Below are 21,086 nucleotides of genomic sequence, written 5' to 3' on the forward strand. Positions count from 1 at the left end.
ATAGAAAGAAAAACAGGTGATGAAATGAATATAGAAATAGGAGAAGTATTTCCTTCCGCAATCGAAGAGGAAGGAACCGTTATGGATTTCGTTGATGATGAATTTGTATTCGTTATCAAGGATGAGGTCTGGATGGATGAGGAATGTCAGGCAATGAAGCACAATCCGCTGACACTGGATTTTGTGTATAAATATGATATCGCCGTCTTCCTGCTGACACTGGAGGATGCTGTTGATACCAGCGACTTCATATTTAATGTACATGACAACGAATATCCGGAACGTCTGTATCGCAGCTTTGAAAACGGCGACGGCTATGGTATGACGCTGTATCTGATTAACAGTATGAATACGGTATGCGCAAAGCGCCGCGTCCGTCTGTCACAGGGTATGTCCAATACGATTTCCCAATATCTTGCACAACAGAAGCAGGCTCCCTTCATGGAAGAGGAATTCCTGTGCAATCTGCAGGGGCTGCAGTCTGCCTGGGAACCGTTCGAAATGCAGAAGATGGCATTGGGAAGCGAAACCTTCAAATAAGCAATGTAAGAAAATGAAAGTGATATGTAATTTTTATCATTTTGTATTGTGATTTTTTCACAATTACAGTATAATGGAAAATAAGCTTAAGAAGGAGGAATTGTATGAGAGCAGTTGTGAGTGTAATCGGAAAGGATATGGTGGGAATCCTCGCCAAAGTCAGCGCAGAGTGTGAGAATGCAAATATGAATGTGATCGAGGTGTCCCAGACGCTGCTTCAGGATATGTTCGCAATGATCATGCTGATCGATATTACAAAGGGAAATACGACACTGGCCGATTTTGCGGCTCATATGGAGAATGTGGGAAAACAGAGTGGTTTGACCATTCATGTCATGCATGAGGATATATTCAACTCCATGCATAAGATATAGGATGGTGAACGTATGATAAACGTACATGATATACTGGAAACTATAAAGATGATTGATGAGGAATATCTCGATGTTCGCACAATTACGATGGGGATTTCTCTATTGGACTGCTGTGACAGTGATATTGATAAGTCCTGTGAGAAGATTTACAATAAGATTACACGTCTGGCAAAGAATCTTGTCAAGACAGGAGAGGATATTGAACGGGAATACGGTATTCCTATCATCAACAAGCGGATATCCGTTACACCGATCGCCATGCTTGTGGCTGTCAGCGGCGGTGATCCTGTAAAGTATGCACATACCCTTGAGCGCTGTGCTCAGGCGGTGGGCGTTAATTTTATCGGCGGTTACTCCGCACTTGTCCAAAAGGGCTGTGCGGCAGGTGATCGCGAGCTGATGGAATCCATTCCAAGAGCATTGGCGGAAACAGAGCATGTATGTGCGTCCGTCAATGTCGGTTCTACCAAGGCCGGAATCAATATGAATGCGGTGGAGCTGATGGGACGCATGGTGAAGGAGGCTGCCGAGCTGACGAAGGATCGTAACTGCATCGGTGCTGCCAAGCTGGTCGTCTTCTGCAATGCGCCGGAGGATAATCCGTTTATGGCGGGTGCATTCCACGGTGTCGGAGAAGCTGACTGCGTCATCAATGTCGGTGTCAGCGGTCCGGGTGTTGTCCGTGCCGCATTGGCAAAGGCGGATAAGTCACTGCCAATGAATGAGCTTGCGGATATCATTAAGAAAACAGCCTTCAAGGTTACCCGTATGGGACAGCTGGTGGGAACGCTGGCAAGTGAGCGTCTGGGTGTTCCGTTTGGTATCGTCGATCTGTCACTGGCACCTACTCCTGCTATCGGTGATTCCGTTGCCTATATTTTAGAGGAAATGGGTCTGGAAAGCTGTGGTGCTTATGGAACGACTGCCTGCCTGGCAATGCTGAACGATGCAGTGAAAAAGGGCGGTGTCATGGCCAGCAGTACGGTCGGCGGACTTTCCGGTGCCTTTATACCGGTGAGTGAGGATGCCGGAATGATTGCGGCAACCAGAGCGGGTACCCTGTGTCTGGAAAAGCTGGAGGCTATGACAGCAGTATGCTCGGTTGGTCTGGACATGGTTGTAATTCCGGGTGAAACAACGCCGGAGGTTATTTCCGGTATCATTGCGGATGAGGCTGCCATTGGTATGGTTAATTCTAAAACGACTGCGGTTCGCGCCATTCCTGCAATTGGCAAGAAGGTTGGAGAAGAACTGGAGTTTGGCGGCTTGCTGGGAAGTGGTCCTGTGATGAACATCAACCAAACAGATTGTTCTGTCATGATACATAGAAAGGGAAGAATCCCTGCACCGATTCAGGCCTTGAAAAACTAACCACAGGTGAAAAATCATATCAGAGGAACCATATTATATAAAAGTTCTCAACGGCTATCATAAAGTGATTCAGGACATAGAGCGGCATGTATTCTATGTCCTTTTTCCCGTTGTGAATGGAAATGACCTTTTCTTACGATATGCTGTTTTGCTGCGGCAGGCACAGCGTTACCGGATAGAAGCATGCTGTGCCCTTTCTTTCACCTGCCTGCATTCAGCCATGAAGTATCGTCACTCCTTTATCTCCAAGCTTATTGAATGGAGTAAAGCAATACCGGGGATAGTCAAATAACTCACAACGGTACATGGTCTGTTGTTTCCATCTTCACATGGCACCCTTGACAATAATCTGTGGTGAACTACATTTGTCGCATGCTTATCAGATTCAAAAACTATGCAGACGGCTATTCAGGAAGATGCTTCTCTTGTCTGCCGTCGTTTGCTGTGCTATGATAAAAATAAGAGATGGGAGAGCAAGCATATGAAAAAAGATATCGTTGAGCTGCGGCATCAGCTTCAGAAAATTGAATCGGATAAGCTGTATCTGGAGGAATGCATCGAGCGTCTTCATGAGGTGGAGAGTGCTTTACGGCAGGCCGAGAAACAGCTGAAAAAGGAAACCCGTGATGTGGAAAAGCTGAATACCGCATCCGTTGCCTCCATCCTTGCATTTTTTGCAAAGGATAAGGAGGAGCGCCTGGTGAAGGAAGAACAGGAGGCGTTGCAGGCTGCACTTCATGTGCGGCAGCTTCAGGAAAATGCTAAGGCACTGCGGCAGGATATGGATGCCTGTGAGCTGAATATCGTACAGGAGGAGCTGGTTCGAAAGCAGCTTGCGGAATGTGAGCTTGCGGAAGCGATACAGCATTCTCCCTACGGAGAAGCGCTGCGTGAGCAGAAGCAGCTTGTAGATGCGCATACACAGCGGTTAAAGGAAATTCAGGAAGCACTAGAGGCCGGCTATCTTGTGCTGGATCAGCTGAAAAATGCGCTTCGTAGCCTGGACAGTGCATCCTCCTGGGGCTTTATGGATATCGCAGGCGGCGGGATTCTCTCTACTGCTATGAAGCATTCCGCAGTTGACAAGGCACAGAAAAAAATCGCACTGCTGAAAATCAATTTGTATAAGTTTCAGAAGGAGGTTCAGGATGTTCAGGGATTTCAGATAAATACCGTGAAGCTTTCTGATGGAACGGTTGCAATGGATTATCTTTTTGATAATATTTTTACGGATATGTTCGTGCAGTCCAAAATCCGGGAATCGGAAAAATCGTTGCAGCAGGCGAAACGTAGAATTGATCAAATTATGGATTCGTTATTGCAGGAGCGCCAGCACACACAGCAACAGCTGGAAAGGGAACAGGCAGCCTATGAGCGCATGTGCAGGGAGTCTGTAGATTAGAAACAGCAGCTGCTTCTGGCGCTCGTTCTTCTGCTGTGCAATGCATGAGAAAAACAATGGTTGGCTATTGGCTGTCCCCGAATATGGAAAAAAGCGGAAGACAAAGAAAGCCTGACTAATCGGGTTTGGTTCTTATTTGATTGTGGGTGAATTAAAATAAAGGAGAATTCGATACTATTGCAAGTTATCTGTCGTATTTGAATGCCTCCTTTTGAAAGCACCCCGAATAAGAGAGATTCTGTTTAGCTCTTCTTTTTTACGTTGCTTATGTGTGTATTCTGAAGCAAAAAAGAACCCGGCTTTTGATCTGTGGCTTCCTGTCTGCTTCCGGATTTCAAATGTGTCCTTTCTGTTTTCTGAAGACCATAAGGAATACTGCTGTGCAGACGTTTTGGCTACTAATCATCGCGTTAGCATAGAAAAATGCATTACCTGCAAAAGCATAGAAGAGCATCAGAATATGGCTATCAACGCTATGTATCTCTTGTATTTTGCAAATACGCTCAGAATTTGGAGGTAAATAGGAATACGATCTGCTGTATTTTCCTGTTTTCTTTTTTAAATCATTATATATTTTACAGTATTTGTGATAAAATAGAAAAAGCATTGGAAAAGGAGAGATAACATGCTGGAATTGCGCAATGTATCCTTTGAGGTAGATGGAAAAAAGATTTTAAACAACATCAGTCTGACGATGGAAGACAATAGATTTACCGTAATTACAGGCCCCAACGGCGGTGGGAAATCAACGCTGGCAAAGCTGATTATGGGGATTGAAAAACCAACAGAGGGAGAGATTTTGTTTGATGGGGAGGACATTACGGCAATGTCTATCGACGAACGGGCAAAACGAAAAATCGGTTATGCCTTTCAGCAGCCCCCCAGATTTAAGGGAATGAGTGTGCGTAAGCTGTTGTCCCTGGCACACGGTAAGGATTTGGATGAGGAAATCTGCTGCAGCTATCTGACGGATGTCGGACTGTGCTCCAAAGATTATCTGAACAGAGATGTGGATGCTTCTCTGTCCGGAGGCGAGGTAAAGCGGATTGAAATTGCGAGTATTCTCGCGCGCGACTTAAAGCTTTCCATATTCGATGAACCTGAGGCGGGCATCGATCTGTGGAGCTTTGCGAAGCTGGTGGAAACCTTCCAGAAGCTGCAAAGGGAATCCAGACAGTCCATTATCCTGATATCCCATCAGGAGCGGATCATGCAGCTGGCGGATGAAATCATTATTATCGAAAACGGGGCAATCAAAACAAAAGGGAAGAGGGATGATATTCTTCCGTCACTTATGAGTGAATTTGATTCCTGTGAATTTAAAAAGTAGGTGAGGCAGATGGAACAGATGGAAAAAAATCTGCTGAAGACAGTAGCGGATATCAGCGGCTTTATGCCGGGCAGTGCCTTCAGCTTAAGAAAAAACGGAGCAGGTGTGGAACGTCACTCTACAGAGCATGTAAAAATTCTGGCAAAAACAGACAAGCCGGGTATCGATATCATCGTGGATGACAATACGGTGGGGGAAAGTATACATATTCCGGTTATTCTGACAGACAGCGGCATTCAGGATATGGTATATAACGATTTCTATATCGGAGAGGGTGCGGATGTGGAGATTGTAGCCGGATGCGGTATTCACAATGACGGCTGTGACACTTCACAGCATGACGGAATTCATACCTTTCATATCGGAAGAAATGCCAGCATTACCTATACGGAAAAGCATTATGGAGAAGGCAGCGGTAGCGGAGGCAGAATACTGAATCCGACAACCGTCATTCATATGGAGGAAGGCTCCTTTGCCAAAATGGATATGAGCCAGATTAAAGGGGTTGACTCCACCTTTCGTAAAACGGAGGCAAATTTAGGTGCAACTGCCAAGCTGGTGATCAATGAAAAGCTGATGACGCATGGAGAGCAGAAGGCACATTCGGATGTGACGGTGAATCTGAATGGAGAGGACAGCGTTGTTCAGATTGTTTCCCGATCTGTAGGAAAAGATACTTCCGTGCAGGTGTTTCATCCGATCGCAGTGGGAAATAATCGTTCCCGTGCACATATTCAGTGTGATTCCATCATTATGGGAAAAGCAAAAATCAGTTCAATACCGGAAATTGCTGCGAATCATGTGGATGCGGAAATCATCCATGAGGCAGCCATCGGGAAAATCAACAATGATCAGCTGATCAAGCTGCAGACATTCGGGTTAAACAGCGAGGAAGCGGAAAAGGTCATTGTGGACGGTTTCTTAAAGTGATTAAAAAAATGATATTTACAACAAGGAGATGTTTTCTTCCCAGAGGCAGTACAGGGAGAAGGACCTCCTTTTTTTGCTGTTCTGAAAGAAATCTGAAATATATCTTGACCTTATCCCTGAGCGAAGGTGTACGATATGCATGAGGTGATACAAATGTATAAGATAAAGGAGCTGGCAGAGCTGTATGGCATCCATACGAATGTGCTGCGGTTTTATGAAAAAAAGGGGCTGCTTGCCTCACGGCGGCTCACGAACGGCTATCGTGTCTACGGAGAGGATGAGCGGGCTATATTGCAGAAAATTCTGCTGTATCGCGCAATGAATTTTTCACTTGCGGATATCAGGGAGCTTTTAAGCAGGGAAAAGGGGAATGCGCAGGAGCTGTATTTCCAACAGCTGCAGCTGTTAAACGCGCACCTGCATGAACTGACAGCGGTACGCGATCATATTTCGCAGGAGTTGAATGCGATGCTGGCAAACACCTATGAGGAGCAGCAGGATCAAAAGGAAATGCAGCGACTGCTTCAGGAAATAAATAAGAACCGGGAATGGAAGGATCGCTGGGATTTTGATTCCTTTGCAAAGGTGTATGATGAGGTCGTGCATATGCCCACAGCACAGGGACTGCCGTTTTATGAGGCATATGAGCATGTACTGGACGAAACTGCAAAGCATGCGCAAATGCATGGCGGCAGGGTTTTGGATGTCGGTTGTGGAACCGGAAATCTGAGCGAGCGCTTAGCTGCTGCAGGATTGTCAGTTGAAGGGGTGGATCAGTCATTGGAAATGCTGATTCAGGCAAAGAAGAAGCTGCCGGACATGCTTCTCCATCAGGGAACCTTTCTTTCCCTCCCCTTTGAAAAATGCTCGTTCGATACCATAACAGCGTCTTATGCTTTCCACCACTGTGATGCACAGGAACGGCTTCTCGCCGTTCGCGAAATGAAGCGGGTACTGCGAAGACAGGGGTGCATTGTGATTGCTGATCTCATGTTTGAGCATGCACAGGATCGCATGAAGTATGAGCAGCACTGTACCCCACAGCAGAAAGCAGAGCTGGAGGATGAATATTTTACAACCGTTGAGGAGCTGACACACATTTTTTCGGAAGAAGGCTTTATATGCACAAATTATAAGGTTTCTGATATTTTGTGGATTTTTGTGGCTGATTTATCAGAAGAAGACAGGGAATGCAGGAAAAACAAACGCTTTATCTGATATCTACGAATCGTCGATAGGTGATTTTGCGAAAGCATGATATGATACCTGTATAGAAACGAGGTGCATGTATGCAGCAAAAGGAGATTGGCATGCAGATTTCTGCAGCAAGAAAGAAGTTAAAGTATACACAGCGAGAGCTTGCAGAAAAGCTTGGAGTGAGTGATAAGACAATCAGTAAGTGGGAGCGTGGCGTAGGCTATCCGGACATTTCCTTGCTTCTGCCGCTGTGCAGGGAGCTTGGCATAGAGGTTTCCCAGCTGCTCGGGGATGAGGAAACGGATACGCAAAAGCAGGGAAATGAAAAAAATCTAAAGAATCTTGCAGATTATGCTGTTTTGAAGGTGAAGGAAAACAGGGAACGTATTCAGCGATGGATTTGGATTATGCTCAGTGCACTTGCTGTGTTGTCCATCGGCATCTGCCTGTTGTGCAATTATGTTCTGGAGGGAGCGATCAGCTGGGCATGGATTGCTGCTGTGTCTGTCATATATGGGTGGATGATTCTTACGGCATTGCTTATGTCACATCGCTATTTGATCGAAAAAACAATGCTGGTGGGAATGGTGATGCTGTTTCCTTATCTGTATTGCCTGTCGCTGCAGCTTCCGATTTCAAATTTTCTTCCCCTGACCTGGACAATCGCTGCCGCTGCTGATGTATTTGCGGTTCTTATCTATCTCGTATTGCTGCACAGCCGCATATCCTTATGGTTCAAGCTGGCAATCATTGTCATACTGTCCGGATTCTTTAATTCCTTTGTGCAGTGGCTGACAGAAGGGGGACTAAGTCAGATGCTGCTGCAGCTGTTTGGAAATCTTTTTGCAGCTGTGATTTTAGCAATTGTGGGAATCTATGCAAGGGGGCATGCAAAATGAATCCTGTTGAAAAAATGAATGAATTACAGAGACGTGTAGATGCAGTAAATCATAGGGTTATGAAAAAGCGGGAACAGCTTATGAAGCCCACGAAGAAACAGATGGAGATATCTGTTCTTGTATCTACAGGAGGCAGTATTGTCTTTCTGATCGTGGCCGGCGTAGTATACTTTGTATATCATCTGCATCTGCAGGCAGCATCTTGTACTGCCATAGCGGGCCTGCTGTTGCTGAATGCCGGAATTATGAAAAATAAAAAAAGCAAGTCTTGAGAACGACATAATTTTCATTATAATTAAACTCATGGAGAGGATATTATGAAGAAAATTATGTTTTTTTGTCTGCTGGCACTTATGGCAGCACTGCCTGTACAGGCAAATACAAGAGAGGAAGTTGAATTTAGCAAATGTACAGATGGAGACACCGCACATTTTAAAATCAATGGCAAGGATACGACAGTACGATTTCTGGCAATCAATGCGCCTGAATATACCAAAACCAAGGAGCCCTATGGCAAAGAGGCAAGCGCTTATGTGTGTGATGTCTTGAAATCTGCGGAAACGATTGAGCTGGAATATGATGACGGCAGTGATAAGCTGGATAAATACGGACGCACACTGGCATGGGTGTTTGTGGATGATGTCCTGCTGCAAAAGGAGCTTGTAAAGAAGGGGCTGGCAGAGGTGAAGTATCTGTATGGTGATTATGCATATACAAAGGAGCTGCAGACGCTGGAGAAAGAAGCAAAAAAAGAGAAGCTGAATATGTGGAGCGATGGATCGGCTGCTGAAGAGGAACAAAATGAAACAATACAGTATGTATTGGGAGCTGCAGGCGGTGTAATCTTAATTATTTTCGGGCTGTTCTTTGCAAAGGGCAAGCGCAATAAACAGCGCTATATCCGCAAGGGAGTAAAGCAGCTGCGCAGGAAATAAAAGAAAATGTGCGCCTTCATGTGAGAAAGGCGGTAACTGCTGTTAAAGCTTCTTTACTGCAAACAAGCTAAGCTGCAAAGGAAATACATGCAGAAAAGGAGCATTTTCTACAGGCAGGTTCCAGGGATTTTCTGGCAAGAAAAGCCTGGCAGGTCTCATGCTCCTATCTTAACGACAGCTTTGCCATATGGGAAGGTGACTGCAATGCTTATATACAGATAGTTACTGCATATCAAAAGCCGTGGGATTGCTTTTCGCCTTTGTTATGGAAACGGTTGTGCAGAGGATGTGTGCTTTACAAGCACTGCTTTCGCATGATATAAGAGAGAAATGTGGCTGTTTGTATTGACCTGTACGCCGCGTACAGGTATATGGTTTAGCTGGAGGTGATCTCATGAAACTACAGGAAGTGGCACAGCAGGTACAAATGACCAAGCGGGCCATCAAGTATTATGAGGAAAAGGGACTGCTGCAGGTGGAAAAGGATGAAAACGGTTATCGCCGGTATACCGAAGAGAACATAGCTGTTCTGCAACAGATTCAGGTTTATCGAAAGCTGGGGATGGAGCTATCCGCCATTCAACGTATTTTGCATGATCCGCAGGTGGAGCAAGAGGAGCTGCAGCGGCTTGAAGAACAGATGCAGAGACATCTGGAGCAGCAGTCTGCACAGCTGGAGGCAGTGCGCCAAATGCTGGCAGGCACAAAGGATTACCGGGTGCTGCAGGAGCAGCTTGATTATCAAACGATAGCGGCAGCTATTCAGGAAATGATACCGGGCTTTTATGGCAAGCTCTTTCTATATCATTTTCTGCCGTATCTGCAGATTCCCATCACGACGCAGGAGCAGCGGGATGCCTATCAGGCAATTCTCACATTCTGGGATACAACCGACCTGAAGATGCCGCTGTCTATGAGAATCGTTACATTTCTAACGGGGTTTCTGCAAAATCAGCAGGCCGCGGCTATACAGGCAAGGCTGGATGCACAGCTGAAAAGGCTACTGGAACCGAATGCAAAGCAGTACGCGCAAATGAAAAAGGCGGTTCTCCATCAGTATCGGGTTCAGAAATATTGTCTGCTTCGCTACCTGCCTTCCTCAATCAGTAAACGACACTGGATGATGGAGCTGCAAAGAAGCGGTTACAATGATATATTCCTGCCGAATATGGAGAAACTGAGTCCAGCCTATCGGGAATATCGAAATGCCCTTTCTGCAATCAATGATAGGATTTGTTCCGAGCTGAATCTGGGCTATGATGAATATTTTCATCTCATGAAAAAATCATAAAGCTCTTTTTATCGGTGCTTGAAATCAGTGCCATCCACAGCAGAAACAGGGAGTATCAGGCAGGTGGTACGCTATTGTTGTGCTACGTTTTTAGAAACGTACTGCGTGCTACAGCGTGTATGTTAACGTACAAGCAATCCTGCATAAAAAAACAAGGCATTTTGCGTGCCTTGCTTTTCATGTATATGCTTACTGGCAGAGCTGAATCAAACCTACATCGCCTTGATTTCTTCAGCAATCTGTTTACCAAGCTCCATCAGTGCGTCCAAATCCGCTTCACTCGGCGTGTAATTCTGTGAAACAACCTCATCATTCAGCAGTGTGATTCCTGCCTTTTCCAGTCGGGCATTGATTTCCTTTGTGACGAGATTTGCCCAGCCATAGGAACCAAAGCCAAGCCCCTTTTTATTCTTCACCTTGCAGGTGATGAGCTTTTCCAGAAATGCCGCAATGCTTCCCGCCATGGCATTGTTGTAATTCCCGCTTCCGACCAGAACCGCCTTGGCATCCAGCAGTTCCTTTTGTATGATTGCGGGGGAGGTCATTGAGCATTTGAAGATTTTTACACAAATTCCGTTTCTTCCCATGCCCTCAGCGAGCGCTTCAGCCATCATCTGTGTATGCTTCCAGACACTTTCATATACAATGACCGCCTTATCAACCGCCTTGAAGGTCGCAAAATCCTCATATGCCTGAAACAGCTCCGGCAGATAGCTTCTCCAGATAATACCATGTGCCGGGGCAATCATATCAATGTCAAGATTCATATCCCGAATCTGCTTCAGCTTATTGGCAACCTGCATACCATACGGCATCACGATATTTGCATAGTAATCCTTTGCGCGATCAATACACTTGGCAGCACCGTGTGCATCATCAAAGATATCATAGCTTGCAATGTGCTGTCCGAACGCATCATTGGAGAATGCAATTTTCTGCTCTGCGACATAGGTCAGCATGTTATCCGGCCAGTGAATCATCGGCATTTCCACAAACGTAAGCGTATAACGCCCGGTGGACAAGGTATCACCGGTTTTCACCCTTTGAAAATCATAGCTTTTGAAATACTGCTTCAGCATGATGCCCACACCGGCATTGCTGGCATACGGTCTGGCATTGGGATAATCCTTCATAAATTTCAGGAAGCCTCCGGAATGATCCGGCTCTGCATGCTGTACGATAACATTGTCAATGGTTCGCTCACCGATTACCGAACGAATACGCTCCATCATCGTATCATAGAATTCTTCCTCAACAGTATCAATCAGTGTCACCTGCTCATCGACAATCAGATAGGAATTATAGGTCGTCCCTTCTGCAATCGGAAACAGATCACCGTGAAAATGACGGCAATTGAAATCATGAACACCGACCCAGTACATATTTTCTTTAATTTGTATTGCTTGTTTCATTTCTTTCACCTCTGATTTCTATTTTAATATGATATAAGGAGGATGTCCACTTATTTAATTTTTTTATTCACAAATTAAATAAGTGACATTGTTTGCAGTTTTTAGCAGAAACGGTACACGAATTGAAAATTAAGTTGCAAACCCGTTTAAATTAAAAGATTCGGGTAGTATAATAAAGATATCAATAAAGGAGGAGCTATTTCATGATTATTCAAAGTAAGAGAATATGGGTACTCGGTCAATTCATCGAAGCCCAGCTGGAGCTGGAGGATGGAAAAATCAAAAATGTTCTCGCTTATGGCGCTAAACCGGCTGACAAGGACTATGGTGAAAGACGAATTGTACCTGGATTCATTGACGTTCATACACATGGTGCTTATGGCTTTGACACCAATGATGCAGAAGAAGAAGGCTTGCGAAACTGGATGAAACACATTCCCGAGGAGGGTGTTACCGGAATCTGTCCTACCACAATCACACAGACAGAGGAGGTACTTACCAAGGCAGTGAAAAATGTCGCAAAGGTCGTAGCGGATGGCTATGAGGGAGCGGAAATCCTCGGTATCCATTTTGAAGGACCGTATCTGGATATGGTATACAAGGGAGCACAGCCGGAGCAGTGCATTGTAAAACCGGATGTTGAACAGTTCAAGCGGTATCAGAAGGCTGCCGACGGACTGATTAAAATTATAACAATGGCTACCGAGCGTGACGAGGATTTCGAACTGACAAGATACTGTGCAGCAAACGATGTCCGCGTAAGCATCGGACATTCTGCGGCAACGATTGAGGAAGCAGGTATGGCAATTGCCAACGGAGCAACTTCCATGACGCATATCTTTAACGGTATGACACCGTTCCATCACCGCAAGCCGGGTCTGGTAGGAGCTGCTATGCGTTTCCGTGATACCTTCGGTGAGGTTATCTGTGATGGAAATCACTCTACACCGGATGCATTAAACGATTTGTTCATGGCGAAGGGAAGAGATTATACCATCATGATTACGGATGCGTTAATGGTAAAAGGTCTGCCGGTCGGGACAAAGGTTCTCTTCGGTGGAAATGAAATTGAGCTGTATCCGGATGGCAGTGCACATCTGACCGGCGCAAAGAGTCTTGCGGGCTCTACCCTGAAGGTCAATGAGGGCTTGAAGGTGCTTGTTGAAAAGGCGATGATTCCTTGGGATTATGCAATCAACTCCTGTACGCTGAATCCGGCAAGATATCTGAATGTGGATGATCGCAAAGGTAAGCTTGTGGCTGGCTATGATGCAGATATCGTTGTACTGAATGATGATTACTCCGTCGAAATGACCTACGTAAGAGGAAAAGAAGCATTCTAATCATAATAGAAACAAGATGGGAATCCGCAGGATTCCCTTTCTTCAGCATTTTTACGGCAATGCTCACATAATTTGGGGTGAGCTTCGCTGAATTACACATAATTTACCATGATCTATACATAATATATTGATAGACATTTTGTATACTATAGGCAAGCAAGAGGTATCTTGCTTGTATGAACGATTTCCCCCAAAATTATTTCATACTTTCTCCCTTTCAAAATAATAATTATCATATACAGAGAAGATGCTTCCCCCAAGGCATCTTTTTTGTTAACCAAAGAAAAACGCACAGATTCCTGATGATTCATACGTTTGCACAGGGAGTCATGAAATATAACCAAATGCATGCTGTTGCCATAAGCCTTATGCGGCCCTTACCGGAGGGATAGCTGTAGCACAGATCAGGTCTTCACCGGAAAGCGTTCGATACCGTTATTCAAGTATGATTGAAAATGAAAGGCAAAATAGTAAAAAAATCAAAGCAGGAACTGCTTCACTGATGGAAATAAACGGGAGGACATTCTCAGGTGGATGAAATAGATTAAAAATGATGATTACCGATTTGCCGATGCATGCATTCCACATAATTTACCATGATCTATACATAATATATTGATATACATTTTGTATACTATCAGCAGGCAGGAGGTATCCTGCCTGTATGAACTATTTCCCCCAACAGTATTTCATACTTTCTCCCTTTCAAAATACAAATTACCATATACAGAAAAGGTGCTTCCCCCAAGGCACCTTTTTTGTTGGCAAATCCGTGAGAATTTCACATTTATCTTTCTACAGCCCTTTTTTGCATGTGCTTCACATAATTTGGGTTCAGGCACTTGAAAGAACACACATTTTTACAAGTTCTCTACATAATTAAAATATAACTTTCCGGTATACTGTAAGCATGCAGGAGGAATCCTGCAGATATGAATTTTTCCCCTCAGAAAATTTTTCATACTTTTCCTTTCTATTAAATAAATAATAAGCAACAGCAAAAGGAGCACTTCCCCAGGTGCTTCTTTTGTTTTATCCCTTTATCATGCTATAATGATAAGCGTTATGAAATGAGGGATTGTATATGAAACATATAAAAGCTTTATTTTTTGATGTGGACAATACGCTGTATACGCATCGTATTCATGATTTTCCTGCAACCACCCGTCAGACGCTGAACCGCCTGAAGGAAAACGGATACCGTATCGGTATCGCTACAAGCCGGTGTCGCTATGAGGTCCGTAATCTTCCGGCCTTTTTTCGGGATTTTGCATTTGATGCTGCAATCTTTGATGGGGGAGCACTCATCATGGGCAAAGAGGAGACTGTCACCAGCTTTCCCCTGTTACAGGAGCAGGTGGAGCGGCTCATCCGCTACTGTGAACAAAGGCACATACCTGTGCGGTACTCCACCTTTGACAATGACTGTCTGACAACACCTTGTCCTCACAATATCCGTGATGAGTTTTTCAAGCTGTATCTGAATATGCCCGTTGTAAAGCCCTATGAGCAGGAAACAGTGTTTAATATGCTTGCCTATCCGCAAAACGGGGAACAGCGTGAGGATATCATCGCGCTCATGAAGGATGCCTTTATTGTAACGCATTCCTCCAATACGTTGGAAATCACAGCGGAAAACGTAGATAAAAGCAAAGGGGTAGAGGCGATGGCTGCACATTGGGATATCCCGGTTGAACAGATCGCATGCTTTGGTGACGGTGCCAATGATGTGGGGATGCTGCAGGCCGCAGGCATCGGCATTGCTATGGGGAATGCCAATCCTAAAGCAAAGGCGGCAGCGGATTATGTCTGCGGTTCCATTGACGAGGATGGACTATATCACTTCTGTAAAGAGATGGAATGGATATAGGAGAAGTCCTGCAGTTTCTGGAGAATCTGCTTTTTGTTGTGCTATAATAGACATGAACAACTGAGAGAGGAGAGGCAGTATGAAATTAACAAATAATCGTTATGAGGTGACCTTTACTGCGAAGGGTGGAGAAATTGAAAGCTTTACCGATCTGGAAACCGGCATTCAGTATATGTGGCAGGGACATCCGGATTATTGGACAGGGAAAAATCCAGGTCTGTTTCCTCTGGTAGGCAATACGCTGGATGGCACCTATGAAATGGATGGCAAAACATATGCAATGAAAAATCACGGTCTGGTTCGCTATGCGACGCTCGACTGTGTACGCGATGATGGAAAAGAGGTCATCATGGCATTTGACAGCAGTGCGGAAACAAAAGCGCAGTACCCCTTCGATTTTCATTATGAGGTAGGCTATGCACTGCAGGATGATACCCTTACGGTAACCTATCGTATCACGAACACCGGAGAACGGGACATGCCGTTTACATTCGGGCTGCATCCCGGCTTCAATTGTCCGTTGTGCGAGGGAGAGGCATTTGAGGACTATACCATGCGTTTTTCGAATCCGGAGAAGCTGAAGCAGCTGGTGTTTGATCCTGAAAAGAAGAAACCGTATACGCTGGAGGATGTGGAGCTGCAGACGATACCTTGCAGCTATGAGGAAATCGAGAAATATGCGACGCTGATCTATCAGGGGATGAAAAGCTCCTATCTGACATTATCCGGACCGAACAACCACGGTGTGCGCATTTCCATCAGCGGCTATCCGTATCTGGCAATCTGGACAGCGAAAAAGAATGCGCCGTTTATCTGTCTGGAGCCGTGGTACGGCCATGCGGACTTTTCAAGGGTGGAGGAAGACTTCTCCCATCGTGAGGGAACGATGACACTTTCCGCAGGAAAAACATTCACAACCGCATATACAATTCAGGTATTTTAAATCAGGTATTTTAAAAAAACAGGGATATGCAGAAAGCGTGCTTCCTAAGCCGGATATGGGATAGGAGGAAGGCTCTTTGCATATCCTTTTTCATGCCGTGGCAGTAGCGCTTTTCATGCGGTGATGAAAAACCTACAGACTGTTTTAATTACCCTGCTCCTTGCAGAACAGATATCATGCTGCGGATGAAGGACAGAAAGAGGCAGTTGTGCGTTCATACACAGGGGCTGCTTCCGGCAATTGAGATTTCAAGGGCTTGGCAGGCAATGGGAGCCCTTTTCTGAATTCAGCTGGCAAAGTACAGAATCGGGAATGAAATGGTATTCGCGTTAATGCTCTGCTTCCTATGCAATAAGAATTCCATTGCTGAAAAAAGCTGTTTCCTGTATTCACGTACAGGAAAAAGAAGTATAATGAAGGCAACTGATAAAGAGGAGGAAGCTAGCATATGAAAAGCATAAGCATTGCAGGTACACAGGCACCGGCTATCATACAGGGCTGTATGCGTATTGATGCCATGAGCGTAAACGAGTTGGAGGAACTGATTCATCAGGATTTAAAGCTCGGTATCAATTTCTTTGACCATGCGGATATCTATGGAAAAGGAGTCTGTGAGGAGCTGTTTGGTAAGGTATTGAAGGCACAGCCTTCTTTAAGAAAGGATATGCTCATTCAGTCAAAATGCGGTATCCATCGCAGTGAAACAACACATTATGATTTTTCCAGAGACTACATACTTCACTGTGTGGATGCTTCTCTAGAGCGTCTGCAATGTGGATATCTCGATTATCTGCTGCTGCATCGTCCGGATGCCCTGATGGATCCGCTGGAGGTAGCACAGGCCTTTGATGCATTGTATACCTCAGGAAAAGTGAAGCATTTCGGCGTCAGTAATCACAATCCCTATCAGATTGAGCTGCTGAAAAAATACAGCAGGCAGCCGATTGAAATCAATCAGATGCAGCTGAGTGTCATGCATACACCGATGATTGATGCCGGTGTCAATGTCAATACCTTTGACCAGCGCGGTATTGACCGTGATAACGGTACACTGGATTATTGCAGACTGCAGGATATTACAATACAGTGCTGGTCACCGTTTCAGTATGGCATGTTTGAAGGTGTGTTCCTCGATAATCCGAAATTTCCCGAGGTGAATGCACGGATTCAGACACTAGCAAAGAAATATCAGGTCAGCAGCAGTGCGATTGCGGCAGCATGGCTGCTTCGCCATCCGGCTCAAATGCAGGTGATTCTGGGCTCTGTCAATACTGCGCGCATTGAAGGGATTGTACAAGCCTGTGACATTACGCTGACCAGAGAGGAATGGTATTCCATCTATGTTGCAGCCGGAAATCTGTTGCCATAGGAACCGGGATCTGAACTGCAGAAGCAAAACAAACGCCGCATGGAAAAAAGCGGCTACCATCTGTAATCGTATATGGAATGCAAGAAGCCGGTGCTCAGCGATCGGCTGGAAATACAGGATATGTATGTTCTGACATTGAAAACATGCTTTTAAAATGGTATGATATTACTGTGTAATATCAGGAGGAGAAAAGAAAATGAAAGTTATTGTAGTGAAAGATTACGATGCAGTAAGCAAAGAAGCATTTGCTGTTATGAAGGAAGTTGTCACAAACAAAAAGGATGCTGTTTTAGGTCTTGCAACAGGCTCCAGTCCGATTGGATTGTACAAGAACATGATTCAGGATCATAAGGACAATGGAACAAGCTATGCACAGTGCCAGTCTTTCAATCTGGATGAATATGTTGGAATTGACAGAAATCACCCGGAATCCTACTGGACATTCATGCATGAAAACCTGTTTAAGGGTATCGACTTACCGGAAGACAAGATTCATGTACCTTATGGAAGTACGAAGGAAGACTGTGAAGGCTATGAAAAGGCTATGGAAAATGTCAGCGTGGACGTACAGGTTCTGGGAATCGGCGGAAACGGACATATCGGATTTAATGAGCCGGGTACACCGTTTACAGAGGAAACGCATATCGTTGAGCTGACAGAAAAAACACGTTCTGATAATGCGCGTTTCTTTGATAATGATATCAATCAGGTGCCGACACATGCAATTACAATGGGAATTGCGACCATCATGAAGGCAAAGAAAATCCTGCTTGTCGCATCCGGCGCAAACAAGGCAGATGCTGTTGCAGCTATGGTCAACGGACCGGTTGATCCGGCATGTCCTGCAAGCGTATTGCAGAATCATGCAGATGTTGTCGTTGTTGTTGATGAGGCAGCAGCTGCTAAATTAGCGAAATAAATATAAAGGAGCGGACATTTCAATAGAGATGTCCGTTTTCTTTACGGTTGGCAGAGCTTCTTTACAGGGATTTCAGGTTTACTTTTTTTCTATTTTCGCTATAATAGGGTTGAAAAAGAAAGTAGAGGTAGAATATGGCGATAAAACTGATAGCACTGGATCTGGATGGAACGCTGCTGACCATGCAGAAGACAATTGATGAGGAAACCAAAAAACGTCTGATCAAGGCACAGGAGATGGGGATTTCCATAACGATAGCTACCGGACGGGATAAGGGTGGTATTGATTTTGTATATGAGCCCTTGGAGCTTGAGCACAGAGGTGATAATTTTGTAGCAGGGGTTAACGGACAGATTATTTATGATTTTCATAAAAAGGAATATTATGTGGATAAGGTGCTGGACGGCAATGACGCAAAGAAAGTGATGGCACTGGGAATGAAATATAATTTTGAGGTCATCAGCTGCTGCGGATATGATTTCTATGATTTGATATCCAAGCGTCTGAAGGCAATGAAAAAGGTGCGCAGTGTCGTGTTTGGGCGGCCGATGGATTACGGGTTTAATCAGGGAAAGCGAAATTTCATTCCACTGGAGGATGCAGACTATGAAATTACACAGGATGTGAATAAGTTTGTACTGATACAGACGGCCTCCTTTTTCAAGAAGCACCTGCCGCATCTTCGTAGGGAATTGAAGGATTATGACTTGCTGGAGGTTGGTCCTGCCTGGATTGAGGTTATGCCGAAGGGGGTATCCAAGGCGAGTGCGCTGTTGCGTATTGGAAAGAAGCTGGGAATCTCCACAGAGGAAATGATGGCGTTTGGAGATGCGGAAAATGATATGGAAATGATCAAAACCGTGAAGTACGGCATCGCTATGGGAAATGCTATGGATTCCTTGAAACAGGCAGCATGGGATGTCACCGATACCAATGATCAGATGGGAATCGCGAAGGCGCTGGATAAATATGTATTTACATCAGGGGAGTAAGCTCTCCTTTTTTATGAAAAAAGCTGCCATGGAGCATGACAGCACTAAGCTTCACTGATGAGATCTGCTGTTTCCGCATGAATCAGTCTTAACAGTTCATCCGGCTGCATTTTGATCTGAACACCGATTTTCCCGCCACTGAACATTATGGTAGGATGCCCTGTACAGCTTTCGTGTACAAAGGTGCGGAATTGCTTCTTCATACCGATGGGGGAGCATCCCCCACGGACGTAGCCTGTAATCTTATTAATATCCTTCACATGAATCATTTCCACGGATTTTACACCGGCAGCCTTTGCGCATTTCTTCAGATGCAGCTCATGTGCCACAGGAATTACGAAGACGATATATTCCTTCGTGTTCGCAACCGTTACCAGTGTTTTGAAAACCTGCTCCGGATTCTCTTCCAGCTGCTTTGCTACATCAAGACCTGCAACAGCCTCTTTTCCATGTGCATAGCTCAGCACTTCATAGGACAGCTGCTTGCTGTCCAGAATACGCATGGCATTCGTTTTCTGTATTTTCATTGCAGTACCTCCCCATTGTGCATTTAGTATAGCACTCTTTTTTTTCTTCTTCCAGTATGATTTTACTTCTGAAGATATTCATTGTATAATCCTATTCATAAGGGGCGTGATAGTATGATACAAATGATTGTAATGGATATGGATGGAACACTGCTGACAAGCGATAACAGGATTTCCTCCAGAACCAAGGAGCTGCTGCTGCGTGTGCAGAAGCAGGGGGTACGTCTTGTACTGGCCAGCGGAAGAAGCTATTGCAAGCTTATGGAATATGCCGAAGAGCTGCATATGGATGCCTATGGAGGCTATTTACTGGAGGTCAACGGTTTAATTCTGTATGATCTTGCGTGTGGAAAACGTCATATCCGCAAGCAGATGGGACGCAGTGAAATGGAAGAGCTTTTTACATATTTCCGGCAATGGGATGTTGAAATTATGGCACAGTTTGATGACGGACTGTTTGATTATAATCCGGAAAGTGTCTTAAAGGAAAAAGCGGAATATCGCAAAAAGCACAAGCTTAGTGATGATTACCCGTGGACGGGAGGTGCCTTTGCACTTCTGGCGGATAACCGAAAGGGCTACCCGAAGATTCATTATATCAATACGTGGGAAGAAATTGACCGCAGTATCAACAAGGTGAGTGTTGCCTACCATGAGGATGTCATGGCTGAAGTAAGTGCGCAGGCAAAAAGAGATTTGCAGGATCGTTACTGGCTGGGACTGACAACACCGAAATGGCTGGAGCTGATGCCGCTGGGGATTACAAAGGGAAGTGGTCTGACAGCACTGGCGGAAATGCTGGATATTCCCATGCATGATGTGATGGCATTCGGTGATGGCGAAAATGATATTGAAATGCTGCAGGCGGCAGGTATCGGTATTGCGATGGGGAATGCGATGCCTGAGGTTAAGGCAGCGGCGGATGAGGTTAGTAGCGGCAACAATGAGGATGGAATTGCGGAGGCATTGCAGAAATATTTCACAGTATGAGCATTTTCATGCATGTTTTTGGCAGAATGTGCTATACTGTGGATAGTCGGAGGTACGAGATTATGAAAGTTATAAATAAAGCAGAATTTGAACAAATAACAAAAGAGGGTGTAGTCCTGGTAGATTTCTTTGCGACCTGGTGCGGGCCATGCAAAATGCTGGCTCCGGTACTGGAGGAGCTGGCAGAGGATATGAAGGGCAAAGCGGAAATAGTCAAGGTTGATGTTGATCAGGAAGGTGATCTGGCAATGAAGTTTGGTATCATGTCGGTTCCTACCATGATCGTATTCAAGAACGGAGAAGCAGTAAAGCAGATTTCAGGCTATCAGCCAAAGACACAGCTTGCAAATATACTGAATCAGCTGCTGTAAAAGAATCAGACCACTGTTGAGTATCTGTGATAATGAGCTGAAATAAGAGGTTTTTCATTCCATGGTGCAGATCATGAATGA

General features: G+C 44.9%; 21 protein-coding genes. 19 read left to right on the forward strand and 2 right to left on the reverse strand.

Annotated features, from left to right (window positions below):
- Positions 1-24: 24 nt before the first annotated feature.
- The 11 genes from ACESPQ_RS05675 to ACESPQ_RS05725 all read left to right on the forward strand — a co-directional run bounded on the left by ACESPQ_RS05675 (position 25) and on the right by ACESPQ_RS05725 (position 10,269).
- Entirely contained in the window at positions 25-540 is a 516-nt protein-coding gene (locus tag ACESPQ_RS05675; protein ID WP_118002043.1) for a hypothetical protein, read from the forward strand.
- 104 nt (positions 541-644) lie between these two features.
- Positions 645-914 carry an ACT domain-containing protein gene (locus ACESPQ_RS05680; RefSeq protein ID WP_002608232.1) on the forward strand — a complete coding sequence of 90 codons (270 nt, stop codon included), beginning with the start codon at positions 645-647 and terminating at the stop codon, positions 912-914.
- A gap of 12 nt (positions 915-926) precedes the next feature.
- Positions 927-2,285: a PFL family protein gene (locus ACESPQ_RS05685; protein ID WP_008819174.1), complete on the forward strand. Its 1,359-nt coding sequence runs from the start codon at positions 927-929 to the stop codon at positions 2,283-2,285.
- Between the two features lie 481 nt (positions 2,286-2,766).
- Positions 2,767-3,687, forward strand: coding sequence for a hypothetical protein (locus tag ACESPQ_RS05690; RefSeq protein WP_002608234.1), 921 nt, complete (start codon positions 2,767-2,769; stop codon positions 3,685-3,687).
- A gap of 625 nt (positions 3,688-4,312) precedes the next feature.
- Positions 4,313-5,017, forward strand: coding sequence for an ABC transporter ATP-binding protein (locus tag ACESPQ_RS05695; protein WP_002608235.1), 705 nt, complete (start codon positions 4,313-4,315; stop codon positions 5,015-5,017).
- 9 nt (positions 5,018-5,026) lie between these two features.
- Complete coding sequence (locus tag ACESPQ_RS05700; protein ID WP_002608236.1) at positions 5,027-5,947, forward strand: SufB/SufD family protein; 921 nt, start codon at positions 5,027-5,029, stop codon at positions 5,945-5,947.
- A 153-nt stretch (positions 5,948-6,100) separates the two neighbouring features.
- Positions 6,101-7,165, forward strand: a complete 1,065-nt coding sequence (locus tag ACESPQ_RS05705; RefSeq protein ID WP_373144063.1) for a MerR family transcriptional regulator — start codon at positions 6,101-6,103, stop codon at positions 7,163-7,165.
- A 71-nt stretch (positions 7,166-7,236) separates the two neighbouring features.
- A complete protein-coding gene (locus ACESPQ_RS05710; RefSeq protein ID WP_009587861.1) occupies positions 7,237-8,043 on the forward strand; it encodes a helix-turn-helix domain-containing protein in 807 nt (268 codons plus the stop codon).
- On the forward strand, positions 8,040-8,315 hold the full coding sequence (locus ACESPQ_RS05715; RefSeq protein ID WP_009587912.1) for a hypothetical protein: 276 nt from the start codon (positions 8,040-8,042) through the stop codon (positions 8,313-8,315). Before ACESPQ_RS05710 ends, ACESPQ_RS05715 begins: the two co-directional genes overlap by 4 nt.
- 45 nt (positions 8,316-8,360) lie before the next feature.
- Positions 8,361-8,978, forward strand: a complete 618-nt coding sequence (locus ACESPQ_RS05720) for a thermonuclease family protein (protein ID WP_118002045.1) — start codon at positions 8,361-8,363, stop codon at positions 8,976-8,978.
- 394 nt (positions 8,979-9,372) lie between these two features.
- Positions 9,373-10,269: a MerR family transcriptional regulator gene (locus ACESPQ_RS05725; protein WP_257328428.1), complete on the forward strand. Its 897-nt coding sequence runs from the start codon at positions 9,373-9,375 to the stop codon at positions 10,267-10,269.
- Positions 10,270-10,481: 212 nt separating this feature from the next.
- Here ACESPQ_RS05725 and ACESPQ_RS05730 read toward each other — a convergent pair whose 3' ends face one another.
- Positions 10,482-11,681, reverse strand: coding sequence for an FprA family A-type flavoprotein (locus tag ACESPQ_RS05730; protein WP_002608242.1), 1,200 nt, complete (start codon positions 11,679-11,681; stop codon positions 10,482-10,484).
- A gap of 203 nt (positions 11,682-11,884) precedes the next feature.
- Between ACESPQ_RS05730 and nagA the strand changes: the two genes are divergently transcribed.
- From nagA to ACESPQ_RS05760, 6 genes are all read left to right on the forward strand, one after another.
- Positions 11,885-13,024 carry an N-acetylglucosamine-6-phosphate deacetylase gene (gene nagA, locus ACESPQ_RS05735; RefSeq protein ID WP_009269484.1) on the forward strand — a complete coding sequence of 380 codons (1,140 nt, stop codon included), beginning with the start codon at positions 11,885-11,887 and terminating at the stop codon, positions 13,022-13,024.
- A 1,084-nt stretch (positions 13,025-14,108) separates the two neighbouring features.
- Entirely contained in the window at positions 14,109-14,894 is a 786-nt protein-coding gene (locus ACESPQ_RS05740; protein ID WP_373144064.1) for a Cof-type HAD-IIB family hydrolase, read from the forward strand.
- A 79-nt stretch (positions 14,895-14,973) separates the two neighbouring features.
- Complete coding sequence (locus ACESPQ_RS05745; protein WP_009587959.1) at positions 14,974-15,837, forward strand: aldose 1-epimerase family protein; 864 nt, start codon at positions 14,974-14,976, stop codon at positions 15,835-15,837.
- 448 nt (positions 15,838-16,285) lie between these two features.
- Positions 16,286-17,206: an aldo/keto reductase gene (locus ACESPQ_RS05750; protein ID WP_009587962.1), complete on the forward strand. Its 921-nt coding sequence runs from the start codon at positions 16,286-16,288 to the stop codon at positions 17,204-17,206.
- A 196-nt stretch (positions 17,207-17,402) separates the two neighbouring features.
- Entirely contained in the window at positions 17,403-18,125 is a 723-nt protein-coding gene (gene nagB, locus ACESPQ_RS05755) for a glucosamine-6-phosphate deaminase (RefSeq protein WP_002608247.1), read from the forward strand.
- A gap of 134 nt (positions 18,126-18,259) precedes the next feature.
- Complete coding sequence (locus tag ACESPQ_RS05760) at positions 18,260-19,117, forward strand: Cof-type HAD-IIB family hydrolase (RefSeq protein WP_373144065.1); 858 nt, start codon at positions 18,260-18,262, stop codon at positions 19,115-19,117.
- Positions 19,118-19,161: 44 nt separating this feature from the next.
- Here the strand turns inward: ACESPQ_RS05760 and ybaK are convergent, their stop codons facing one another.
- Positions 19,162-19,644 carry a Cys-tRNA(Pro) deacylase gene (gene ybaK / locus ACESPQ_RS05765; protein WP_002608249.1) on the reverse strand — a complete coding sequence of 161 codons (483 nt, stop codon included), beginning with the start codon at positions 19,642-19,644 and terminating at the stop codon, positions 19,162-19,164.
- Positions 19,645-19,758: 114 nt separating this feature from the next.
- On the opposite strand from ybaK, the gene ACESPQ_RS05770 reads away from it, so the two are divergent.
- Positions 19,759-20,634, forward strand: coding sequence for an HAD family hydrolase (locus tag ACESPQ_RS05770; protein WP_022300578.1), 876 nt, complete (start codon positions 19,759-19,761; stop codon positions 20,632-20,634).
- Positions 20,635-20,696: 62 nt separating this feature from the next.
- A complete protein-coding gene (gene trxA / locus ACESPQ_RS05775) occupies positions 20,697-21,005 on the forward strand; it encodes a thioredoxin (RefSeq protein WP_002608251.1) in 309 nt (102 codons plus the stop codon).
- The last annotated feature ends 81 nt before the right edge of the window (positions 21,006-21,086 follow it).

Source organism: Clostridium sp. HGF2 (assembly GCF_964240115.1).
In the GTDB taxonomy this organism is placed as follows: domain Bacteria; phylum Bacillota_I; class Bacilli_A; order Erysipelotrichales; family Erysipelotrichaceae; genus Clostridium_AQ; species Clostridium_AQ innocuum.